19 protein-coding genes, 1 tRNA gene and 1 pseudogene are annotated in these 22227 nt (G+C 47.5%); 15 read left to right on the top strand and 6 right to left on the bottom strand.

Going from position 1 to position 22227, the window contains the following annotated elements; all coding sequences use genetic code 11:
• Positions 1 to 7 precede the first annotated feature (7 nt).
• From aroQ to HXT59_RS00065, 9 genes are all read left to right on the top strand, one after another.
• The gene (gene aroQ / locus HXT59_RS00105) at positions 8 to 463 is read left to right on the top strand and encodes a type II 3-dehydroquinate dehydratase (protein WP_076002657.1); all 456 of its coding nucleotides are present in this window, start codon (positions 8 to 10) and stop codon (positions 461 to 463) included.
• A gap of 62 nt (positions 464 to 525) precedes the next feature.
• The gene (locus HXT59_RS00100) at positions 526 to 2208 is read left to right on the top strand and encodes a CTP synthase (RefSeq protein ID WP_415690094.1); all 1683 of its coding nucleotides are present in this window, start codon (positions 526 to 528) and stop codon (positions 2206 to 2208) included.
• 332 nt (positions 2209 to 2540) lie between these two features.
• Complete coding sequence (gene sufB, locus HXT59_RS00095) at positions 2541 to 4079, top strand: Fe-S cluster assembly protein SufB (RefSeq protein WP_049762345.1); 1539 nt, start codon at positions 2541 to 2543, stop codon at positions 4077 to 4079.
• A complete protein-coding gene (gene sufD / locus HXT59_RS00090; RefSeq protein ID WP_004110687.1) occupies positions 4079 to 5326 on the top strand; it encodes a Fe-S cluster assembly protein SufD in 1248 nt (415 codons plus the stop codon). The genes sufB and sufD overlap by 1 nt, the downstream gene beginning before the upstream one ends.
• 9 nt (positions 5327 to 5335) lie before the next feature.
• Entirely contained in the window at positions 5336 to 6112 is a 777-nt protein-coding gene (gene sufC / locus HXT59_RS00085; protein WP_004110671.1) for a Fe-S cluster assembly ATPase SufC, read from the top strand.
• 68 nt (positions 6113 to 6180) lie between these two features.
• On the top strand, positions 6181 to 7524 hold the full coding sequence (locus HXT59_RS00080) for a SufS family cysteine desulfurase (RefSeq protein ID WP_415693669.1): 1344 nt from the start codon (positions 6181 to 6183) through the stop codon (positions 7522 to 7524).
• Positions 7525 to 7610: 86 nt separating this feature from the next.
• Positions 7611 to 8291, top strand: a complete 681-nt coding sequence (sufU, locus tag HXT59_RS00075; protein WP_421783872.1) for a Fe-S cluster assembly sulfur transfer protein SufU — start codon at positions 7611 to 7613, stop codon at positions 8289 to 8291.
• Between the two features lie 32 nt (positions 8292 to 8323).
• Positions 8324 to 8797 carry a metal-sulfur cluster assembly factor gene (locus tag HXT59_RS00070; RefSeq protein ID WP_004110664.1) on the top strand — a complete coding sequence of 158 codons (474 nt, stop codon included), beginning with the start codon at positions 8324 to 8326 and terminating at the stop codon, positions 8795 to 8797.
• Positions 8798 to 8854: 57 nt separating this feature from the next.
• The gene (locus HXT59_RS00065; protein ID WP_421783869.1) at positions 8855 to 9499 is read left to right on the top strand and encodes an HAD family hydrolase; all 645 of its coding nucleotides are present in this window, start codon (positions 8855 to 8857) and stop codon (positions 9497 to 9499) included.
• On the opposite strand, the gene HXT59_RS00060 is transcribed toward HXT59_RS00065, so the two are convergent.
• The 3 genes from HXT59_RS00060 to HXT59_RS00050 all read right to left on the bottom strand — a co-directional run bounded on the left by HXT59_RS00060 (position 9496) and on the right by HXT59_RS00050 (position 12465).
• Complete coding sequence (locus tag HXT59_RS00060; RefSeq protein ID WP_415692910.1) at positions 9496 to 10164, bottom strand: DUF4125 family protein; 669 nt, start codon at positions 10162 to 10164, stop codon at positions 9496 to 9498. The two genes, HXT59_RS00065 and HXT59_RS00060, sit on opposite strands and share 4 nt — an antisense overlap.
• Positions 10161 to 12170 (bottom strand): DUF4037 domain-containing protein, encoded by a 2010-nt coding sequence (locus HXT59_RS00055; protein WP_415691682.1) that lies wholly within the window; start codon positions 12168 to 12170, stop codon positions 10161 to 10163. The genes HXT59_RS00060 and HXT59_RS00055 overlap by 4 nt, the downstream gene beginning before the upstream one ends.
• A 221-nt stretch (positions 12171 to 12391) precedes the next feature.
• A tRNA-Pro gene (locus HXT59_RS00050) sits at positions 12392 to 12465 on the bottom strand.
• 238 nt (positions 12466 to 12703) lie between these two features.
• Between HXT59_RS00050 and lysS the strand changes: the two genes are divergently transcribed.
• Both lysS and HXT59_RS00040 read left to right on the top strand, forming a co-directional pair.
• Positions 12704 to 14401 (top strand): lysine--tRNA ligase, encoded by a 1698-nt coding sequence (lysS, locus tag HXT59_RS00045; RefSeq protein ID WP_116431886.1) that lies wholly within the window; start codon positions 12704 to 12706, stop codon positions 14399 to 14401.
• Between the two features lie 155 nt (positions 14402 to 14556).
• Positions 14557 to 15297: a phosphoglyceromutase gene (locus HXT59_RS00040; protein ID WP_004112459.1), complete on the top strand. Its 741-nt coding sequence runs from the start codon at positions 14557 to 14559 to the stop codon at positions 15295 to 15297.
• A 156-nt stretch (positions 15298 to 15453) separates the two neighbouring features.
• On the opposite strand, the gene phoU is transcribed toward HXT59_RS00040, so the two are convergent.
• Positions 15454 to 16134 (bottom strand): phosphate signaling complex protein PhoU, encoded by a 681-nt coding sequence (phoU, locus tag HXT59_RS00035; RefSeq protein ID WP_248893152.1) that lies wholly within the window; start codon positions 16132 to 16134, stop codon positions 15454 to 15456.
• 189 nt (positions 16135 to 16323) lie between these two features.
• Between phoU and HXT59_RS00030 the strand changes: the two genes are divergently transcribed.
• Positions 16324 to 17592 (top strand): sensor histidine kinase, encoded by a 1269-nt coding sequence (locus tag HXT59_RS00030; protein WP_116431885.1) that lies wholly within the window; start codon positions 16324 to 16326, stop codon positions 17590 to 17592.
• A 35-nt stretch (positions 17593 to 17627) separates the two neighbouring features.
• Here the strand turns inward: HXT59_RS00030 and HXT59_RS00025 are convergent, their stop codons facing one another.
• Positions 17628 to 17894: a DUF2530 domain-containing protein gene (locus tag HXT59_RS00025; RefSeq protein WP_004110629.1), complete on the bottom strand. Its 267-nt coding sequence runs from the start codon at positions 17892 to 17894 to the stop codon at positions 17628 to 17630.
• 185 nt (positions 17895 to 18079) lie between these two features.
• Here HXT59_RS00025 and HXT59_RS00020 point away from each other — a divergent pair, with 185 nt between their 5' ends.
• From HXT59_RS00020 to HXT59_RS00010, 3 genes are all read left to right on the top strand, one after another.
• Positions 18080 to 19225 carry a CHAP domain-containing protein gene (locus HXT59_RS00020; RefSeq protein WP_116773805.1) on the top strand — a complete coding sequence of 382 codons (1146 nt, stop codon included), beginning with the start codon at positions 18080 to 18082 and terminating at the stop codon, positions 19223 to 19225.
• Positions 19226 to 19338: 113 nt separating this feature from the next.
• Positions 19339 to 20061 carry a C40 family peptidase gene (locus HXT59_RS00015; RefSeq protein ID WP_421783866.1) on the top strand — a complete coding sequence of 241 codons (723 nt, stop codon included), beginning with the start codon at positions 19339 to 19341 and terminating at the stop codon, positions 20059 to 20061.
• Between the two features lie 141 nt (positions 20062 to 20202).
• On the top strand, positions 20203 to 21228 hold the full coding sequence (locus HXT59_RS00010) for a universal stress protein (protein WP_004105206.1): 1026 nt from the start codon (positions 20203 to 20205) through the stop codon (positions 21226 to 21228).
• Positions 21229 to 21896: 668 nt separating this feature from the next.
• Here the strand turns inward: HXT59_RS00010 and HXT59_RS00005 are convergent.
• Positions 21897 to 22227 (bottom strand): annotated as a pseudogene (locus HXT59_RS00005) (glycosyltransferase family 4 protein); the annotation flags it as partial.

The raw sequence follows: 22227 nt of genomic DNA, 5'->3' as shown, positions 1-22227 counted from the left end.
GGTAAAAATGGAAAATCAGCATACAAAAAAAGTGCTTGTTGTAAACGGACCGAATTTAGGTCGTTTAGGTGTGCGTCAGCCGGACGTGTACGGTAGTGAGAACTTTGAAACTTTACGCGAGAAATGCGAAAAGTGGGGTGCGGAACTTGGGTTTGAAGTAGAAGTGCGCCAAAGTGACGACGAAGCTCAAATGGTTCACTGGATGCACGAAGCTGCCGATACTCATACGCCTGTTGTTATGAATCCTGCCGCTTTTACACACTACAGTTACGCGCTCGCGGACGCTGCTCACATGGTTTTGGATGCTGGAGTTCCGCTCATGGAAGTGCATATTTCTAATCCTGCTGCGCGCGATGCTTTTCGTAAAATTAGCGTAATTAGTCCTGTTGCAACCGGCACTATTACAGGCATGGGATTGTACGGCTATAAGCTCGCTTTAGAAGCCGTTGCGCATCTTGTTTGATTTTGTTCGATTTTTTGCGAATCAACACCCAGCGTCGAGGCTCGAAGATACCATGGAGTTCCATGGTTAGAAGACAACATGGTAACTCTCAGGAGCATATTACAAAGCATATTTTTGTTACTGGTGGCGTAGTTTCGTCCCTCGGAAAAGGCCTTACAGCATCATCTTTAGGCCGACTTTTACGCAGTCGCGGATTGCATGTATTACAACAAAAACTCGACCCTTATATCAATGTTGACCCGGGTACAATGAACCCATTCCAGCATGGCGAAGTCTATGTTACGGAAGATGGTGCAGAAACAGATCTCGATATTGGTCATTACGAGCGATTCCTCGATGTTTTCTTAAGCCAGAAAGCGAATGTAACTACAGGTCAGATTTATCAATCTGTGCTTCGTAAGGAGCGCGCTGGCGAATATTTGGGTCAGTGCGTGCAAGTTATTCCGCATATTACTGGCGAGATTAAGTCGCGTATGCGCGCGCAAGCTTCCGACGATGTAGACGTGATTATTACGGAAATCGGCGGCACAGTTGGCGATATTGAATCCCAGCCATTCTTGGAGGCTGCTCGCGAAGTTCGTCGCGATTTAGGTCCTGAAAACTGCATGTTTGTGCACGTTTCTTTGGTACCTTATATTGCTGCAGCGCACGAGTTGAAGACTAAGCCAACTCAGCATTCTGTGATGATGCTGCGTCAGCTTGGTATTTCTCCAGACGCGCTTGTTTTGCGCTCCGATCGTCCGCTTAATCAGGCTATTAAAGACAAGATTTCGCTTATGTGTGATGTCGATGCTGAAGGCGTTGTGAACTGCGTTGACGCTCCAAGCATTTACGATGTGCCGAAGATTTTGTTCAACGAGGGCTTGGACGCTTACGTTGTTCGCGAGCTTGAGCTTCCATTCCACGATGTTGATTGGAACGAGTGGGAAGATTTGCTTGAGCGCGTGCATCATCCAAAGCATGAGCTAAACATTGCAATCGTTGGAAAGTATATTGATTTGCCGGATGCTTACCTTTCTGTTACCGAGGCTATTAAAGCTGGCGGTTTTGCAAACTGGGCTAAGGTGAATGTGCGCTGGGTTGCTGCCGACAAGTGCGAAACTCAAGAAGGTGCAGCTGCGGCTCTTGACCAAATGGACGGCATGGTTATTCCAGGCGGCTTCGGCATTCGCGGTATTGAAGGTAAGATTGGCGCACTTCGTTACGCTCGCGAGCATGGTTTGCCAACGCTTGGTCTTTGCCTTGGCTTGCAATCTATGGTTATTGAGTACGCTCGTCACGTGCTTGGGCTTGAGGATGCTAATTCCACTGAGTTCGAGAAGGATTGTGGCGATCCAGTAATTGCGACTATGGAAGAGCAGAAGGATATCGTGGCTGGTAAGGGAGATATGGGTCACACAATGCGACTTGGCTCTTACCCTGCAATGCTTGAAGAAGGTTCTATTGTTGCTGAGCTTTACGGCACTACGCATGTTACTGAGCGTCACCGTCACCGTTATGAAGTGAACGTGGCATATAAGGATCGTTTGCGTGAAGCCGGCTTGCGTATTAGCGGTCAAAGCCCAGATGGTAATTTGACTGAGTTTGTGGAGCTTCCTAAGAGTGTTCACCCATTCTATGTTGCAACTCAAGCTCATCCAGAGTTTAAGTCTCGCCCAACTAAACCTCATCCACTGTTTGCTGGATTGGTTGCGGCAGCACTGGAACATCAGGAAGCTGCTGCTAGTAGTAAGGCTGATAAGTAAGGCTTAAGTAAGAATTAAGTAAATAGAAATAAGCGGTAAGACTGGGTTTTCCTAAGTTTTGCCGCTTTTTCATTCGCAACCGATCTTTTCTTTACACGCGCGTAAAGTTTCTGCCGTTTTTGTTTTATTAGATTGTGATAAACATTACGTTTTGCGCGTAACACGGCTATACCAAGAAATCGCATTACGAGGTAACCTTAGATAGGTGATAATTGAGTGGGGAGAGTGCAAAAGTAGCGCTTGGGGAGCAGCTTTTGCCAATTGATACGTACCGCGCGCAGGTGTGCGTTAAGTATGGAGGTGTTACAGGCTTTATGAGCGATACTGGCAATATGAATGATACTGGCGTTACTGGCGATACAAGCGTTGCAGCAAGCGATGGTAATCTAGCAAAAAATAAAGCTGCAGACGTTGAAATGAGCCAGTATGTGGCAGATCGCGCTCGCGTAAACGAAGAGAAAATCCGCCAAGATGAGCAAATTGTTGCTGAATTTGGTGATTACAATTACGGCTGGCATGATTCGGACGCTGCAGGCGAGGCTGCAAAAAAAGGTATTGACGAGTCGGTTGTTCGCGCAATTTCTGCCGATAAAAACGAGCCGGAGTGGATGCTAGATCTTCGCTTGCAAGGCTACCGCGCGTTTTTGCAAAAGCCAATGCCGGATTGGGGCGTGGATTTAAGCGGTTTTGACGCTGACGATTTTAAATACTACGTGCGCCCGGTTCACGATCAAGCAAAAACTTGGGACGATTTGCCGGAAGATATTCGCAAAACTTACGATCGCTTAGGCATTCCGGAAGCGGAGAAAAAGCGCTTAGTTTCAGGCGTTGCAGCACAGTACGAGTCGGAAGTTATTTACAATTCGATTCGCGAAGACTTGGCAGCTCAAGGCGTGATTTTTGTTGACACGGATACGGCAGTGCAAAAGTATCCGGAGCTTGTAAAAAAGTATTTCGCAACCGTGATCCCTGTTGACGACAACAAGTTTGCAGCTCTTAACACCGCGGCTTGGAGTGGCGGCTCGTTCGTGTATGTTCCAAAAGGCGTGCACGTGGATATTCCGCTTCAAGCTTACTTTAGAATTAATACGCCGAACATGGGTCAGTTTGAGCGAACGCTTATTATTGCGGACGAAGGCTCTTATGTGCATTACGTTGAAGGTTGCACGGCTCCAATTTATTCAACGGATTCGCTTCACGCTGCAAACGTTGAAATTGTTGTAGAAAAGCATGCTCGCGTGCGCTACACAACAGTGCAAAACTGGTCGAATAACGTGTATAACTTGGTAACTCAGCGAGCTTACGTGCGCGAAGGCGGCACAATGGAGTGGGTTGACGGAAACATCGGCTCCAAGGCAACTATGAAGTATCCTGCTTGTATTCTTGCCGAGCCTTACGCAAAAGCAGAGACTATGTCTTTGAGCTTTGCTGGCCGCGGACAATATCAAGATACTGGTGCGAAGATGATTCATTTAGCTCCTCACACGAGTTCTACGATTGTTGCTAAGTCGATTTCGCGCGGCGGCGGACGTTCAGCTTACCGCGGTCTTGTGAAGATTATTAAGGGTGCGAAGGGCTCTAGTTCGTCTGTTGTGTGCGATGCTTTGCTTGTTGACGATTTTTCCAGGTCCGATACTTATCCGCATGTTGACGTGCGTGAAGACGACGTTTCAATGGCTCACGAGGCCACTGTTTCCAAGGTTTCGGAGGATCAACTTTTCTATTTGATGAGTCGAGGGCTTGAAGAAAAAGAGGCTATGGGCATGATTGTTCGCGGCTTCGTGGAGCCGATTAGCCGCGAGCTGCCAATGGAGTACGCGCTTGAGTTGAATCGCTTAGTTGAGTTGCAAATGGAAGGATCCGTGGGCTGATGAGCGAAGATTTAAATAAGAATTTAGGCAATAAAATGACGGAAAAAGAAATTACTATTCCTATAGCAGACCCTAATGATCCGTATGCGGTTCCTGCAGCAATGCCTTCTAGCGCAGATAAATCCGTGCGCTCGTTTAATGTGGAAGATTTTGCGATTCCAACTAGAAAGCAGGAAGATTGGCGATATACTCCAGTTGAGCGAATTTCCGAGTTTTTCGAGCGTTTTGAACCATCTAATAGTATTCAAGTAACTCTTGAAGGTGTTGGTGGAGCTGCATTGGATGATTCTTACGTTGGTAGCGACGGTTCCGTAAGTTTGCAAGTAAAGCCGAAAAACGAGGCTCCTCATACCGATATGAAGCCGTCTGATCGCGTAGCTGCAGTCGCGTGGAATACAGCGAAATCTGCATACGTGCTTCACGTATCTGGCGAAATCAAAAAGCCAATCGTACTGAAAATTCAGGGTGATAATGTTAATACGCTTGACGCATTGCACTTAGTAATCGAAGCGGATTCTCGCTCGAATGCTGACATTATTATCGAACATACCGGCTGCGCAAAACTTGCTGAAGGTGTGGAAATCATCCTCGGAAAGCACGCGCACGTTTCTACTACCTTTATTCAAGAGTGGGATTCGGGCAGTAAACACGTTGGAAATCAGCGTATTCACGTTGGTGAGGGAGCTTCGCTTCGCCACACGATGGTCACTCTTGGCGGAGATGTTGTGCGCATTCGCATGGATCAGGATTTTGGCGGCGAACAGGGTGATTTGAACATGCTCGGCATGTATTTTGTGGATCCAGGCGAGCATGTTGAGCACCGCACGATGGTTGTGCACAATTATCCGGAATGCAAGTCCAGAGTAGTGTACAAGGGTGCCTTGGAAGGGAAGGGAGCGCATTCAACTTGGGTTGGAAACGCGCTTATTAAGCCGGAAGCTCCTGGCACAGATTCGTACGAGTTGAACCGTAATTTGGTGCTCACTCCTGGCGCAATCGCCGATTCTGAGCCAAATTTGGAAATTGAAAACGGCAATATTATTGGCGCGGGTCATGCAAGTTCAGTTGGACGATTTGACGACGAAGAGCTTTTCTACCTGCAGTCTCGCGGAGTTAGTGAGGTTGAGGCTCGAAAGCTTGTTGTGCGCGGATTCTTTAACGAGCTGATTGAGGAAATTGGCGTTCCGGAAATTGTTGATCACTTAATGAAGGCGATTGAGCGCCGTCTTGCAAGAACGGAAGAATAGGAGAACATTATGTCAACTTTGGAAATTAAGGATTTGTACGCTTCTGTAGAAACCAAAGAAGGCCGCAAGCAAATCTTAAAAGGCGTAAATCTTACAGTTAATTCTGGCGAAACGCACGCAATTATGGGTCCTAACGGATCTGGAAAGTCTACTCTTGCTTACACTTTGGCAGGTCACCCGAAGTATGAAGTCGATTCCGGCCAGGTGCTTTTAGACGGCGAAGATATTTTGAAAATGACTCCTGACGAGCGCGCGAAAGCGGGATTGTTCCTCGCAATGCAATACCCAGTAGAAGTACCGGGCGTGTCTATGACGAACTTCCTTCGCACTGCAAAAACAGAAGTCGAAGGAAAAGCTCCATCTTTAAGAAGCTGGGTGAAAGAACTTAGCGAGGCTATGAAAAAGCTTCGAATGGATCCAAAATTTGCGTCTCGTTCCGTAAACGAAGGCTTCTCTGGCGGCGAAAAGAAGCGCGCGGAAGTTTTGCAACTAGAGCTTTTGAAGCCAAAGTTTGCAATTTTGGACGAAACTGATTCCGGACTAGACGTTGACGCGCTTCGAATCGTGTCGGAAGGCGTGAATCGCGCCAAAGAGAACACTGGTTTGGGCATTATGATGGTTACACATTACACGCGAATCCTCAAGTATATTAAGCCGGATATTGTGCACGTTTTTGCGCAAGGTCACTTTGTGAAGACTGCAGGGCCGGAGCTTGCGGATGAGCTGGAAGAAGAAGGCTACGACAAGTACTTGCCGGAAGGTGCAACAGAGTCGGCGCTGGCTTAAGCGCGGTTTATAAATAATAGTTTTAAATAACGGCTTAGAATATGACTACAGTGATTGAAGAAAATATTATGCGAGAATTTAGCGATTTGCGCTCGCAGTTTCCGATTTTGCGTCGCACAGTTCACGGCACTTCGCTTTACGACACTGTGCACGGAAAACCCTTGATTTACTTGGATTCTGCAGCAACTTCGCAAAAGCCGCAAGTTGTAATCGACGCCGAAAAAGAGTTTTACGAAACAATTAACGCAGGAGTTCACAGGGGAGCACACGAGTTGGCGGCGCTTTCCACGGTTGCATTCGAAGAAGCGCGTGCGAAGGTTGCGCGTCTTGTTGGAGCGTGCGCGGATGCTGGGCGCGAAGAAATTGTTGTTACTCCGGGCGCGACCGGCGCGCTTAATCTTCTCGCAACTGCTATTGGCAACGCTAGTGCAAAAGCGAGAATCTGCAAAAAAGACAGTAGTGATTCTGTTAGTTCTAAGCGTGATTTCCGCCAAAATTTTGTTCTTCGAGAAGGCGATGTAATAGTCGTATCTCGCGCAGATCATCACTCTGTTTTGCTGCCATTCCAAGAGCTTGCTCTTCGCACGGGAGCGGAGCTTCGTTGGATTGACGTAACAGAGGACGGCCGCGTGCGCACGGACACGGATTATTTGCGAACAATTATTGACGAGCGCACGAAAATTGTTGCAGTTACGCATATTAGCAACGTTACTGGCGCGATTACGGATGTTTCGTCGATTTGCAAGCGCGCTCACGAAGTTGGTGCGATTTTTGTGCTTGACGCATGCCAGTCAGTGCCTCATATTTCGGTTGATTTTCACGCGTTAGACGTTGATTTTGCAGCATTTAGTGCGCATAAAATGTATGGACCTACGGGAGTTGGATTCTTGTATGGTCGCCGCGAGCTTTTGAACGCTCTTCCGCCGGCGAATTTCGGCGGTTCAATGGTGGAGCTTGCGTGGCTTAACAAGCCTGCGCAATACATGGATGCGCCTTACCGTTTTGAGGCTGGAACTCAGCCGGTTGCGCAAATGGTTGCGGCCGGAGTTGCAGCGGATTGGTTGCGCGCGGTGGGTATGAATAAAGTTGCAGAGCATGAGCAGGAAATTGCTGCAGAATTGCTAAAATTACGGGATGTTCCAGGCGTTCGCGTTTTGGGTCCAACTGATTTGAGCCAGCGAATTGGCACAGTTGCTTTTGAAGTTGAAGGCGTGCATCCGCATGATGTTGGCCAGTTTTTGGACGCGCAGGGCATTGCGATTCGCGTCGGACACCATTGTGCTCAGCCGATTCACCGTCATTTTGGCGTGTATGCTTCGAATCGCGCTTCCGTTGGTGTTTACAACACGATTGACGAAGCTCGCGCGCTTGTTGAAGCAGTCTCACACGTTCGCGCCTACTTTGGCGCATAATATTGTTAGCGAGCGAGTTGGATAGTTAGCGAGTTAGCAAAGCGAATTGGCGAGTTAGCGAATTAGCGAGTAGGTAAGGAGTGCGTATGTTTGATATGGGTTTTGGTACAGGTGCAGGTTTTGGTGCAGATGCTGGTTTTGGTACAGGTGATGCGGCTGGTGACGGCTTAGAAAGCATGTACCAAGAAGTAATTTTGGATGCTGCGCGAAATCCGCATGGCAAAACTCATTTCGAAACTACGGACGCGCTTGCACAAGCGGAATTGCAGGAAGAAACTCAAGAATCTACTGAATCTGCAAAAAATACAAAATCTGCCGAAATCACCCTAAATAATACTCACGAAAGTTGCGCTGTTATATCTGACGAAAACTCTGCTTTAGGTCAATCGCACCAATTCAATCCAACTTGCGGCGACGAAGTTACCATGCGCGTGGAGCTTTCGCGCAGCGCAAATAATGACGAAACACCAATAGTATCAAGTATTAAGTGGGACGGTCACGGCTGCTCAATTTCGCAAGCAAGCCTTTCAATGATGGTTGATCTAGTCGAAGGAAAATCAGTTGACGAAGCCTTACAATTAGACGCGCTTTTCCACAAACTTATGGAATCTCGCGGAGAAGGTTTGCAAAGCGAAGAGGACGAAGATGCGCTGGAAGATGCAATGGTTTTGCAAGGCGTATCGCGCTACCCAATGCGAATTAAGTGCGCGCTTTTGGCGTGGGAAGGCTTAAAAGACAGCATTGCAAAGGCTATGAAAGAACTATAAAATCTTTATGTAACGTAAAAGCAAGGAATATTATGGCAGAAAATCAATCGGCATCTGAGGTGATGTATGAAACGCATCCTGCGAATTTAAGCGCGAATGACATTGGCCGAGTTACAGAAGATGATATTTTAGACGCTTTACACGATGTTGTGGATCCTGAGCTTGGCATTGACGTGGTTGATTTAGGCTTGGTTTATGGCATTGAAATTGATGAGCTTGGGCGCGCAATTATTACTATGACGCTTACCACGCCTGCATGTCCGTTAACTGAATTGATTGAGGATGAGTGTGCGAATGCGCTCGCAGGCTTGGTGGAAGAGTTTCGTATTGATTGGACGTGGAAGCCGCGTTGGAGCGTTGAAAACATTAATGAGGACGGTCGCGCGCAGCTTGAGGCGCTTGGCTACAATCTCAACAGTTTGCAAGCGAATTTTGCTGCAGGAATGTACGGTTCTGGCGTAGTTGGCGATGCGTCGATGAGTGCTGGTATTCCGCCAACTGTGTGAGTATTTGGTTTGCGTGCTGTTTTGTTTTGAGAGCAACGTATTGCACAAGTGGGAATTATGGGCGCTGAAATAAAGGCAGTTAGTGCAAGCGGTATCTGTGATATTCGCGAAATAAGTGATGTGCGCGAAAATAGTATTCGCAAGTATGCTTTGCGCAGAATAACTGACGTTGTTTTCGACTTGCAATTGCTTGTGGATTGGGATGCGCGCCGCACTCTGGATGCAGATTATCCGGATTTTATTGGGGAAGTGCTTTTTAGTTTCGAGCCTGAGTGGGGATTTGAGTTTCACGAGTCATTGCGCGAGGCTGGGTGGAGTTGCAAGCAAGCGCTGGATTCGTTTGATGAGCATCACGGGCCGGCAGTTACATGGCTATATCGCTTGTATTTTGAGCGTTTCGAGCGCGGTTTTGCAGGCGAGCTTGCGGATGCTTCGGCTGTGGTGCGTGAGTTGATTGCGAGCGGCGTGCGCGTGTGGGCACTTGGTAACGCTTCTTGCGATTGGTTAAATTGCGCGCGCAAAACTTGCCCAATACTCGGCGAGCTTAACGGCGTTTGTGCATCTTACGAATCGCATTTGCGCAAACCCGACGTAATGCTTTACCGCACGTTTTTGCAACAAACCGGTCTTTCCGCTGCTTCCGCGCTTTTTCTCGAAAGTGACTCTCGCGCAGCTTCTGCAGCGTCGCTGCTTTATTCTTAAGCTGCATTTCTAATCTGCGCACGCTCGGCCGCTTCGAGCGAATCGTATCCATACATTCGCACAGTATTCGCAATAATCATTTGCGTAAGATTTATATTTTCCGCGCGCAAGTTATGTACAAAACGCTGGTATTTTGCGAAAGTTGCGTCAGAATACGTGCTTAATTCGCCTCGCAAATACGTTTCAAAAGATGTATTTTCTGCCGTATCCTCGCTAGTTTTAAGCACGCGCATCGCAAAACCCAAATGCGGGTAGTGCTCGCGAAAATCCGCAGCCCACTCAACTTGCGTTAAAATAATCTGCTCCTGCGCGCTTTTTCTAGGCTCCAAAATTGGCTTAATATAAGGCTTAATCGTGCGCTCAAAAATTTCCGGCGCAGTCGACTCCATCATTCGCGCATACTTTTCCGTAATCAAATTGCCGCCGTTGCTGTTTGCGCGCTCAAGATCCTGCTTATAAGACTCCTGCAAATCCAGCGGCCACGCCAAAAACTGACTCATGCGCATAATGCGAAAAGTTGGCCAGTTTCCTTGGCAATTCGCGCGTCCGCCTTCGTTTTCTGTAAGCTGAAACTGATCCCACTCGAGTTTAGTGATTTCTTCCGCAAGATTTTCTGCTTTCGCAAGCTTTTGCGCTTTCGTATTTACTGATGAATCGCACATCATAAGCTCCTTAAGCACGCAGCGCGCGAATTAATATGCGCTTCAACGTACGGCCGCTGCCATTCCAAAAAAGTTTCGTCGCAATCGCTTAAGCCTTGATATTGCAATTCTCGCACAATATCTTCGCAAATGCTGTCAATTATTTGCGTAACTTGCTTTTGCGCAATTCCCGCTCCTTTGCCGCCTTCGCCAAAACCGTCGCCGCCGGAACCGTCGCCGCCAAAACAAGCAGCGGAAGAAAGTCGCATTACCGACTCAAGTTTTCCGCACACTTCCGGAAGCCTAGAAGCCATGCGATTGCTGAGCTTGCGCAATGCCGCAAACTGCCACTTGTAGTAAGGCAAGTAGCCTGCGGTTACAGGATTGTTGAGCAGAAAAACGAGGGAAGCAGTTGCGCGCACGAATTCGTTGATAGAAAGCCATGCTGCGGATGCGTCTTTGCGCGCGATCATGCGTGGGAAATTGTACTGGCCAGCTTGCGAAATCATGCCAAGTCTGCGCGAGATTAGTGAGATTCGCACATCGTCCGGCATGAGCTTGAAGCTTTGGCGCGCCTTTGAGAACTTTCCAAGAGGATCCGCGAAAATTTTGCCATTCGTTGCTACTGCAAGCGTTGGCTCGTTTAATGAGAGCCATAAGTGTGGCTCGTTTTGGCTTGGAGCAGTGGGGAAGCCGGTTATATTTTCAAAAAATTCGCTTATGCGAAATACTCCGACGCGCTTGCTGCTTTCGCATGATTTTGCGCGCGGCGTTTCGTTGCGAGAGTCAAAACCGGCGTATTTTCGCGGAAGTGCGTCGTAAGCAGCCTGCAAATCCGCGCCGATTTCCGCGTAATCTTCGTCGGTAAGCCACAAGCAGAAGCCTGGTCCAAAATCGTGATCGCGCGAAATCTCGTCGTCAAAACCGTAACATTCCGATCCGTGACCAACTAATCCTGCTGCAATGCGATTTTTGTACCTCGCGAATTTTGGCTGATCAAGTAACGGCTTTCCGTAAGTTTGCCAGTATGATTGCGATAATTGCATGCCGGTTTTTATGTTATTGTTTGCTGCGTGTTGGCTTTCTGTTTGTTGGCTTGATGATTCTTGAATTTTTGTAGATAATTTTGCAGATACTTTTTCGGATATTTTCGTAACTTTTTCTGCCAACTTGCGCGTCTGTCGCAAATTTTCTGCCGTAATCGCGTAAGATTCGCTATCTTTTCCGTAGCATCTCGCAATCAAATCAAGTGCCTTACTGTAACTTTCTTCAGCCTGAGCGTACTCTCCGCGCGCGCACTGTACTTGCGCAAAGCCTGCCAATGCAGAAGCGTAGTGCGACTGATTTTCGTTATTCCCCGCAATATACATGCGAACGCTGGTCGAAGCGTGTTCAAAAGCGGATTCAAGAGTTGCGGATTTGCTGTTTGTGCTGGTGTTGGGATGCGAGCACTCCTTCGAGCACTCCTTCGTATGCTCCTTCGTACACTCCTGCAGCATCGAAAGCGCAAGATTCGTGTGCGTGGCGGCAATATCGATGTCGCACTCAGGATCCGTGCTCGTATTTTGCAAAATTTCAAGCGCCTGATTAAGCTCCTCAATTGCATCATGCGTGCGACCGGTTTCGCTGTAAAGCATCGAAAGATTGTTGTGAAGCGCGGCAAGCTTGCGGTTTTTAGTGCCGAGCGTTTCGGTGGATTCGTTAAGAGCTTGAGTGTAAATTTTTTCGGCGCGATCGTAGCTGCCTGCCGCGCGAAGGCTTGTGGCGGCGTTAATTAGCGTAGTTGTGCCAGCTTCCGTGCCAGCTAGCTGCATTTTGTTTGCAAGATTTAGAGCGCGATTGATGATTGGCTGATTTTTTGTGTGCTCTCCGCGCGAACGGTAAAAGCCCATGAGTTCGTTGAGAATAGACAGTTGCAGGGGATTGGCTTCGGTAAGTTTTCGCAAAAGATACGTTTCAATCGCGTCTGCGCTCGCGTGATTCGCGAACATTTCGTCAAGCTCGTTATAAAATTGCGCAGCGTCCTCCATCAAAGCCCCCTTGCTATTGCGCTTGTTCACAATCAATCGACTTCAATTTTACAGCCATGTAAAGAAACTGCCGCTTTCACGCCAAATTGCGGCAGAAACTTTACGCACGTGTAAAGGAAATATCGCCTACGCGCCTTAATTCGGCAGAAATTTTACAGCCGCGTATAGGAAATGTCGGAATTGCGTGTGCGTGGGTGGAGGGTGATTCTAGAAATCAAAAGTCGGGCTGGCGGGATTTGAACCCGCGGCCTCTTCGTCCCGAACGAAGCGCGCTACCAAACTGCGCTACAGCCCGATGCTGAAACTAGCGAAAGCATATGCGCATAAAAGTTCCAACAACGTCCGTAATGTTACAGGTTGGCTAATACAAATTATTGTAAAGCGTGTGCAAGTCGCGCAAAGCAAGTCACGCAAAGTAAGTCCCGCGTAAGCATATTGCTACAGGCTGCGGAATTTCTTTGTAAACATATCGCAAATTATCACTGCAAGTCGCGTATAAAACCTGTATTACCTACTGGCTACAATTAGCGTTTATGACTGACACCAATACTGCAATGTCTGCCGCGCAAAGTGCCGCAGAATCTGCCGCTAAAAATGCAGCAGAAAACGAAGCAACAGATACCGTCAATGAAATTGACACTGTTGAACATGCCGAAATGTTACTCGCTCAAGACGAGGCAATCGCCAAGCGCGTAAACGAAGGCGCAACCTTGGATGAAGCAATCGACCCAAGCAATAAAGAATTTGGGCCACAAGCTCATCCTGAGCAGGTACAGATGCGCGTTGCTAAGCGCGCAATGATGCTTAAGGAGGGTGTGCAGCCTTATCCTGTGCATCTTAACGTTACTGACACAATCGAAAAGGTGCGTGCTGATTTCGATGGCAAGCTTGAAGCTGGCGAAGAAACCGATACCGAGGTTGGTATTGCAGGTCGCGTGCTTTTCTTGCGTAACGCTGGCGGCTTGTGCTTTGTTAAGCTTTCTGCCGGTGACGGTACTACGATTCAGGCGATGGTTTCCAAGAAGGAAATTGGTGAGGAGTCCATTAAAAGTTTTAAGCAGATGGTGGATTTGGGTGACCACTTGTACGTTCGTGGTCGCGTGATTTCTTCTAAGACTGGCGAGCTTTCTGTATTTGCAACCGAGTGGGCGATTGCGGCTAAGGCTTTGCAGCCGCTTCCGGCTTTGCATAAGGAATTAAGCGACGACACTCGTACGCGCAAGCCTTATATTGGCATGATTGCGGACGAGAAGATTCGCGATATGGTTCGCAGGCGTTCGCGCGCTGTGGCTTCGCTTCGCCGCACTTTCGACAGTCATGACTTCTTGGAAGTCGAAACTCCAATGTTGCAAACGGTTCATGGCGGTGCTGCTGCTCGTCCATTTACAACTCACATGAACGCTTTCGACATTGATCTTTATTTGCGCATTGCGCCTGAGCTTTTCTTGAAGCGTTGCTTGGTTGGTGGCATTGAGCGCGTGTTCGAAATCAACCGCGATTTCCGCAACGAAGGCGTGGATGCAACTCACGCTCCAGAGTTTACAATGCTTGAGGCTTACCAAGCTTACGGCACCTACGATACGATTGCTGCTCTTACCAAGGAGTTGATTCAGAAGGCTGCTGTCGATGCTTTCGGTTCCACTAAGGTGACTTTGCTTAATGGCGAAGAGTACGATTTTGGCGGCGAGTGGAAGCAGATTACCATGTACGGCTCGCTTTCCGAGGCTTTGGGCGAGGAGATTACGCCGGAAACTTCCGTTGAGCATTTGGGTGCGATTGCAGACAAGCTTGGTGTTGAGCGCGACGAAGTGGAGAATCACGGCAAATTGGTTGAGCACTTGTGGGAGCACTTCTACGAGGATAAGCTTTACGCGCCAACGTTTGTGCGCGACTTCCCAGTTGAGACGAGCCCGCTTGTTAAAGGTCATCGTACGAAGTCTGGAATGGTCGAAAAGTGGGATTTGTACGTGCGTGGCTTTGAGCTTGCAACCGGCTACTCCGAGCTTAACGATCCTGTTGTGCAGCGCGAGCGCTTTGTTGCTCAAGCTAAGGATGCTTTGGCTGGCGATGTTGAGGCAATGGATATTGACGAGGACTTCATTGAGGCTCTCGGCGTCGGTATGCCTCCTGCTGGCGGCATGGGAATGGGTATTGATCGCTTGCTGATCGCTCTTACTGGCGCAACTATTCGCGAGACAATTACGTTCCCACTCGTGAAGCCTCTTCGCTAGTTGTGATTATCGCTAGTTGTATTAGTTATAATCAGTTGAATTAATCTTAAAAGTCGTTGAATGCTATTTTAGTGTTCGGCGACTTTTTTGATTAAATTTTTCGTGTTTGTTTACTTTTTGTAAGTAGTCGTACGAAACGAATAGACTAGGTAACTATGACATACAAATTAGTATTGCTCCGACATGGTCAGAGCGCATGGAATAAGACCAATCAGTTCACTGGTTGGGTTGATGTACCGCTGACTGAGCAGGGTGTTGAGGAAGCTAAGCATGGTGGCGAGCTTCTTAAAGAGAAGAACGTTCTTCCAGACATCGTGTTCACTTCTTTGCTTCGCCGCGCTATCAATACCGCGAATTACGCGCTTGATGCAGCCGACCGCTTGTGGATTCCAGTTCGTCGCAGCTGGCGTTTGAACGAGCGTCATTATGGTGCTTTGCAAGGTAAGAATAAGTCTGAGATTCGTCAGGAATATGGCGATGAGAAGTTCATGATTTGGCGTCGTTCTTACGCAACTCCACCTCCTGAGATTGATCCAAACGATGAGTATTCTCAGACGAATGATCCTCGTTACGCAGGCGATCCAGTTCCAGAAACTGAAGCTTTGGCAAACGTTGTGACTCGCGTAACTCCTTACTGGGAGTCGGATATTATTCCAGAGCTTAAGTCCGGCAAGACTGTAATGATTGCTGCTCATGGCAACAGCTTGCGCGCAATCGTTAAGATGCTCGATAACTTGAGCGAGGAAGAGATTTCCAAGGTGAACATTCCAACCGCTATTCCTCTGCTTTACGAGTTGGATGAGAACTTCAAGCCAATCAAGCCTCGCGGTGAGTATTTGGATCCAGAAGCTGCTGCTGCCGGCGCTGCTGCCGTGGCTGCTCAAGGTCAGAAGTGAGACTCTGATTAAGTTAGCTTTGAACTGCTTAAGTTAGCTTTTACAATAAAAGTAGGTTTGCAATTAATTTGCAGACCTACTTTTTTATTCACGTTTTATTTTCGTGCGCACTTTTGAGTAACTTGAAATTGCGTAGCGCGTTTCGCTGTAACCGCTTTACGCTACAACCGTGTCTTTATCTGGCTCCGGCTTCTTGGACGGATCGAATCCGGAAACAATAAACACAATTTGCCTTGCGACGGCAACGCAATGGTCTCCAATTCGCTCAATAAAGCGGCTAAGCAGAACGACATCAATTAACTGCCTGCGTGTACCCTTCCAATTTTCGCCTTCTACCAGCTCAAAAATCTTCTCGTGCAATTTGTCGAGCGCATCGTCGCCAGCAATAATAGTTTCCGCCATTTGCACATCGCGATTTGCAACCATGGTCGTTAAGCGGCCTGACAGTTCGTGCAAGAAATCAACCATTGCAACAATAGTTTCGCGTCCTTCTTGCGCAATAGCAGATTCAGGCCAGGTTCGTCTAGTAATTTGAGCGATATGACTTGTTAAATCTCCCATGCGTTCAAACGTTGCAGCTAATCGCATTGTAGCTACAACTTCACGCAAGTCCGTTGCCACAGGGTTTTGGCGAGCAAGCAAAGTCAAGCATTGGTCAATAGTGCTTGCTTCTAAAGCGTCTAAGTCTGCGTCTTTATCGATAACAGTTTGAGCAGCTTCCAAATCCGCGTTTAAAAGCGCGCTTCCAGCATCGTTCATAGCTTTTGCTACAAGTTCTGCCATGCGCTCGATGTTTGAAGCAATCGCCTTCATTTCTTCGTTGAAAATTACTCGCATGGTGCGTCCTTTCTCAGTGCTGTGAGTTTATTTGAACGCCTAGTTTGCACGTCTCTATAAGTCAGGCATCCTATGTAATTATAGACGACGCTGGTAACGAAGCGACCGAAACTTTACAGCCGTGTAAAGTTTCTGCCGCTTTTTAGTTGCATAGTTACAAAAGCGCGCAAAATATGAGATTATAGGAGTATGCCTCAAGGTTCTTCTGCGGTTGTGATCGTTGTATTTGTTGCTTTCGGCGTGCTTGCGTTGTGCGTTGTGCTTTCGTTGTGTGTGTTGATGTCGGATTGGTTTTCTACAGTTTTGCGTCTTTTTAAGCGAGCGTTTAATTATATTCGTGGCGCAAGGTATGGCACAAAGTATGACGAAAGCGACGACATAAGCGACGACATCAGCGACAACGCAAGCGACGACATCAGCGACGACGCGTCCCAAGTTTTGGCAATGCTCGACATGCCAACTGTTGTAATTGATGCCAACAATGACGTAATTCGCGCAAGTTCTGAAGCTTATTTGCTAGGTGTTGTTAGCGATGATTCGCTATGTCAGCCTCGCGTTCTTCAAGCTGCTAATTCCGTACGCGCTTCTGGTGGATTCGAGCGCTTCTCTTTGGTCACTTCGACCCCTGAGCGTTATGTGTCAATAACTGCAAATCCTCAAGAGTCAACCACTGTTTCGCGCCCTAATTGGCTTACTGTTACGGCTGGAAGCATTGGAGGCGGTATTGTAGTTGTAATTATTGAGGATACGAGTGCAGCTCACCGTTTTGCGCAAACTCGCGACGACTTTATTTCCAACGTTTCTGAGCAGTTAATGCGATCTACTCGCAACTTAACTCAGCTTACGAAAGTTTTGCAAAACGAACAGGTATCTGCGCAAAAAATTAAAGATATTGCGCAAATTGCCGGTAAATCTTCCAAGAAACTTGAGCACATGCTTGAAGATTTGTTATGGCTGGTTCGCGCTCAAAATCCTATTGATTTAGATTCTGCGCAAGTATTTTCTTTGAATGATGTTTTGTCGTATGTGCAAAATCAAGTTGCTGCGTTTGCTAAGGATTGTTGCGTACGCGTCGTGTCAAAAGTCGATTCGCACTTATGCGTGCGCGGTGAAATTTCGCAAATTCAAGCTGCAGTGCGGAAATTAGTTGAGAATGCAATTACGTATTCTCCAAAAAATTCTACAGTTTCGCTATCTGCGTCACTTTCAACAGATGGTCAATACGCTGTGATTCGTGTTGTAGATCGCGGAGTTGGCATTGATTTGCAAGATCAGTCGCGAATTTTTGAACGATTCTATCGTGCGAATAATCAAAATAGTCAAAGCCAGGATGGTGTAGGTTTAGGGCTTGCAATTGCTAAGCATGTGGCACTTACGCACCACGGAAATATTACGCTTTGGAGTATGCCGGGGCAGGGTACTACCGTAAGTTTTGCGCTACCAATTGCAAATAAATAAGCAGCAAGTTAGCAAGTTAGCAAATCAGCAATAAACTATTTTCCTAAGCGCCTGTAGTCCCAACGGTCAAAATGTTCCCAGATTAATAGCAGAACGCCAATAATTGTTCCCGATACGCAAAACAGCACAGGAAACCAAGTTGTAATATGCAATAACGCAACGATAAGCGCAATCATTGTTGCGACTAGCCACGCGATCGTTCCTATAGCAAAAACCTTTCGCAAATCAACGCGCAGCGGTTTTGGTGCTGCTTTTCGTGCATCAGGATTAACTATAGGTGCAAATTTCATACTTCCAACCATACAACTTACCGAAGTCTAAGTGTGACAAGTGCAGCTTAAGCGCGAAAATTGGCGGATTTAGGTTGTGTGCGTTTCTTACATCCTAACCACGTTGTAACCTTTCACATAGAAGATTGGAAGAAAATCAGTTGGGGGTGTAGCGTTTGTGCGCTGCGTTCCACGTTTAACATAAGAAAGTGATTAGTATGAGACATGCTGCACATGGTGCCACAAAAGCAAAGAGGCGTGGTGATTCGCCGCTTTCGCTGTTTGTAGCTCAGCATGGCGCGCATGGTGCGCATAGTGTGCGCGGTATGCGTTCTGTTCAGGCTAATCGTGTTAGTGAGCGTTTGGCTGCGGTTGCTACTAGCAATGGTGCTGTTGTAGAGCTTCCAGAAGCTGTTTCTGAGCGTTTGCAGGAGCTTGTTCCTCAAAGCAGGCGCGCGCTTAGGTTGTCTAAGCTTGCTAATGAGCGTCGTCACAATGTAATACTTTCGGCTTCTCTTGTTGCAATGGTTGGTACTGTTGCAGCTACTATGGCTTTAACTAAGGTTAATAGTTTTGATGCTCGCGCTTCCGAATTTGAGCCGTCTATGACTGCAGTTGGCGACGCATCTTCAACAGTTTCGCGTTCTAGCCAGCGCGAGTCTCTTGATCCTATGGCGACTATTAATAATGCTGTTGACTCTATTGAGAATGCTGCTAAAAAATCGCATAATGCGGGCTCTGCTGATGCTGCAAATAGCGCGAATGAAGATAGTTCTGCTCGCTCGGATTCGAAGCATGGAAACTTAGCCAATAAGGTTGCTAATTCAGTACAACCTGGCACTTTTTCTACTATATCTTCGAAGTCTGATTCGTGGAATTTAGGTTCTGATTCAGGCTTTAATATTGCGGAAATGTCGCGTTCTGCTGCGAATAATCCTAAGGTTGCTTTGTTGATAGATAAAGACTTTGACGTTTTGCCGAAGGGCTTTAACCCAAATCACGCAACTGGGGATACCGGTAACGCGTATGAGTTCAGCCAGTGCACGTGGTGGGTGTATATTCGCCGCCATCAGTTAGGTTTGCCTGTTGGCTCGCATTTTGGCAACGGAAATATGTGGGCTGATTCTGCGCGCAGTCTTGGCTATTGGGTAGATAATTCCGCTCGTCATGTTGGCGATATCATGGTGTTCCGCTCGGGTCAGGCTGGTTCTGATCCATTCTATGGGCACGTTGCAGTTGTTGAAAAAATTAATTCAGACGGTTCTATTGAAACTTCTGAATGTGGCGCTTCTTACCAAGGACGAACTTTCTCGCGCAAGTTTGACGCTAAGGAAGTTTCTCAATATCAGTTTATTCATTACTAAAGCTGCATTACTGAAGTTTCGTTACTAGAGCTGGTTTGCTAAAATTAGTTTGCTTATTACTGGCGTTGCTATTTTTCTCGTATGTAATACCCAGATGATACACTACGGAAAGTATGCTAAAACAAAGTAGAATTTTCTCAGTTTTTGTATCAGCTGCCGCTGCAGCTTCAATGCTTACTGTTATGGCGCCATTCGCCATGGCAGAGTCTTCGCATGAGCTTTCCGAGTCAGCTGTCACTTCTACGCGCGCATTTCCAAAGGTGACGAATGTGCGTCGCGATATTTTAACTGAATCTACTTCTACTGATGTCGACGCAGATTCTCATTGGGGTGGCATAGAAAGCTTGAATGTACCTCAAACTAAGACTCCTAGCGAACAAGCTGCTGAAGTGGCACACCGTGCTTTTGCTGGAAATGTTGCTGCAAGCCGTTCTGGTTTCCGCAGTGGTGTTGAGCAGGTTCCTCTTGCTTCTGTAGTTCCTCCTGACGGTAAGTCTGTTGCTTCTCTTTTGAATTTTGCTACTCAATTCTTAGGCAAAGTTCCGTATCGTAGTGGTGGCAATACTCCTGCTGGATGGGATTGCTCCGGTTTTGTGCAGTATGTTTTTGCTAGTGTTGGTGTTTCTTTGCCTCGTACTTCTGGAGCGCAGGCAACTGTTGGAACCCCAATCCCAAGTTTGGCTCAAGCGCAGCCTGGAGATATTATCGCGAATGCGCAGCATGCTTCTATTTATGTTGGTAACGGCATGGTAATTAATTCGCAGCTTGCTGGCACTAAGTACGATCCTATCCGCTGCGTGTTCCCAGGCGGATACTCTATTCGTCGCGTTCTGTAGTTTCTATAGCTTCTGTAGAGTTTCTGTAGTCATATATCGCAAAACTGGCCAACACTCAATCTAAAATTACGCTACAATAGTATTTACAAGTTGTGCGCGAGTGACGCTGCTGTCGCAAGTGCAAGTATGAGGAGGTTGGCAATGATCCCAGAAAAAGCTGTATTGGTTGGAGTTGACGGCTCGCACGCGAGCTATAAAGCGGTTTGGTGGGCTGCAAATTACGCAAAGCATGCTGGGTTGCAATTGCAAATTGTTTGCGCTTATTCGTTGCCGAGTTATGCTGCTGTTTCTTTTGATGCCACTTACACTGCGATTGGTGACGATAATGCAGCTCATCACGATGCACAAGAAATTCTATCTAAAGCAAAAGCTGTTGCTCTTGAGCAGGGTGTTGACGCGACTACGCTAATTGTTACGGGCGATCCTTCTTCGGTTTTCGTGGAGCTTTCTCGTAACTATCAGCTTATTGTGATTGGCAATCGCGGCAAAGGTGGCTTGGCAGAGCGTTTGCTCGGCACAACTAGTTCTTCGCTTCCAGCTTATGCGTATTGCCCAATTGTGGTTGTGCCTTACACTGACGATGACGGTCAGCGTATTCATTTGAATAATACGATTACGCGTGTGGCTGTTGGCTCTGACGAGTCGAAGTGGGGACTTAAAGCTCTTGAAATTGCGGCTGATTTGGCGGATAGCTGGCATGCTGAGCTTGATGTTATTTCTGCAGTGCCAAGAGTGCAAGGTGCTGAGGGCGATACCGCTGTTATGGGCTCGTACATGGAGGATCTTGAGGAGCGCGTGAAGCCAATTTTGCAGCGTTTGCCGGATTTGCAAATTCATCGAACTGTTGTGCCTGGTTCTGCTGTTGAAGCTTTGACTCAAGCTAGTTTGAATCATGATCTTGTGGTTGTTGGTTCTCGCGGTCGCGGTGGCTTTACCGGTTTGCTGCTTGGCTCGATTAGCCAGGGATTGTTGCAGCATTCTTCGAGGCCTGTGTACGTTGTGCCGCGCAAGTATGTGGAATTTAGTGCAGCTCAGGTTGCGGCAGCGCAAAAGCAGCATTCTGAAGCGTCTATTGACGATATTTCCGGAGTGCATGAGGTTGATGTGCCGAAGGCTGGTAAAGAAGCTGCTAAGGAGATTGAACAAACAATCGATCCGCTGCGATAATGCAACGACTGCTTGGGATAACGCTCGCGTTGCTGCGACGACCTGCTTGAGCGCAGCACAGCGCGCGCGAAAGCAACTCGGAGCGCCGAGCTTGCTTAGGGTTGAAAGCACGGTGTGCTTTCAACGCAAGCGAGGTCTGCCTTCGTCTCGATTGACGAAGGCAGGACAGATTTGTGTGGTTATGCTTTAGAAACTAGGTTGTGTTTTGTGTGCGCTGACGACCTGCTTGAGCATTGAATTACTAGCGTTGACTTGCTTTCTGCGCGCGTGTCTCATTTTGCCCATTTTGAGACACTGGTGCAGATGAGTTACTGCGTTATTGTCTCTGTTTGGTTGTTTTCGGACATTAGTGCAGATTGCGTACTGCATTAGGGTCTCATTTTGCTTGTTTTGAGACATTCGTGCAGATTGCGCTCGCGCTGATTACGCTCGCGCGCGAAACTCGCGTTGGAAGTCCACTGGACTTCCAACTTAAGCGAGTTTCCGCTCCGAATTGCCTTCGCGCGCTAAAATCGCAGCGCGAAAGCAGGTCGTCGCGCTGCGCGCGTGTCTGAAGACCGGCGTAGTGAAACATTTGCCGGAGTTTTTACTGGCGTTTGTTGTTGGTTTTGCCGAAGCTGACCACATTTGCCGGGGATTTTATCCCACATTTGGAGCGCGCAGGTCATCTAGTCTTGCGGCTTTTGCGGCTCTTGCGACTCCGCTTCAGTATTCTCGCGCTTTTTCAGCATAAAACGCGCGCGCCTGGCATCTCGCTTAGCTTTCTTTTCAGCGAGCTTTTCTTTATTCATCTCGATTGCGCGCTTGTAAATCTTAAGCAGCTCACGCGCTTGGCTCTTAAAATCGTTATTTTTCGAATACTCGAGCACGTTCGCCTTAAGCTGAGCCTGCTCAGCCTCGCTCATATTCAAAACTTTACTAAAAACAGTTTTAAAATCTTCCTTAGTATCCCACTGATACCCGTTTTGACCGCTGATAATCTGCTTCTCATTCGGTACA

Source organism: Gardnerella sp. KA01001, assembly GCF_049244025.1.
Lineage (GTDB): Bacteria > Actinomycetota > Actinomycetes > Actinomycetales > Bifidobacteriaceae > Bifidobacterium > Bifidobacterium swidsinskii.
The sequence above is the reverse complement of the archived record's forward strand: the minus strand, read 5'-3'. Positions and strand labels throughout refer to the sequence as shown.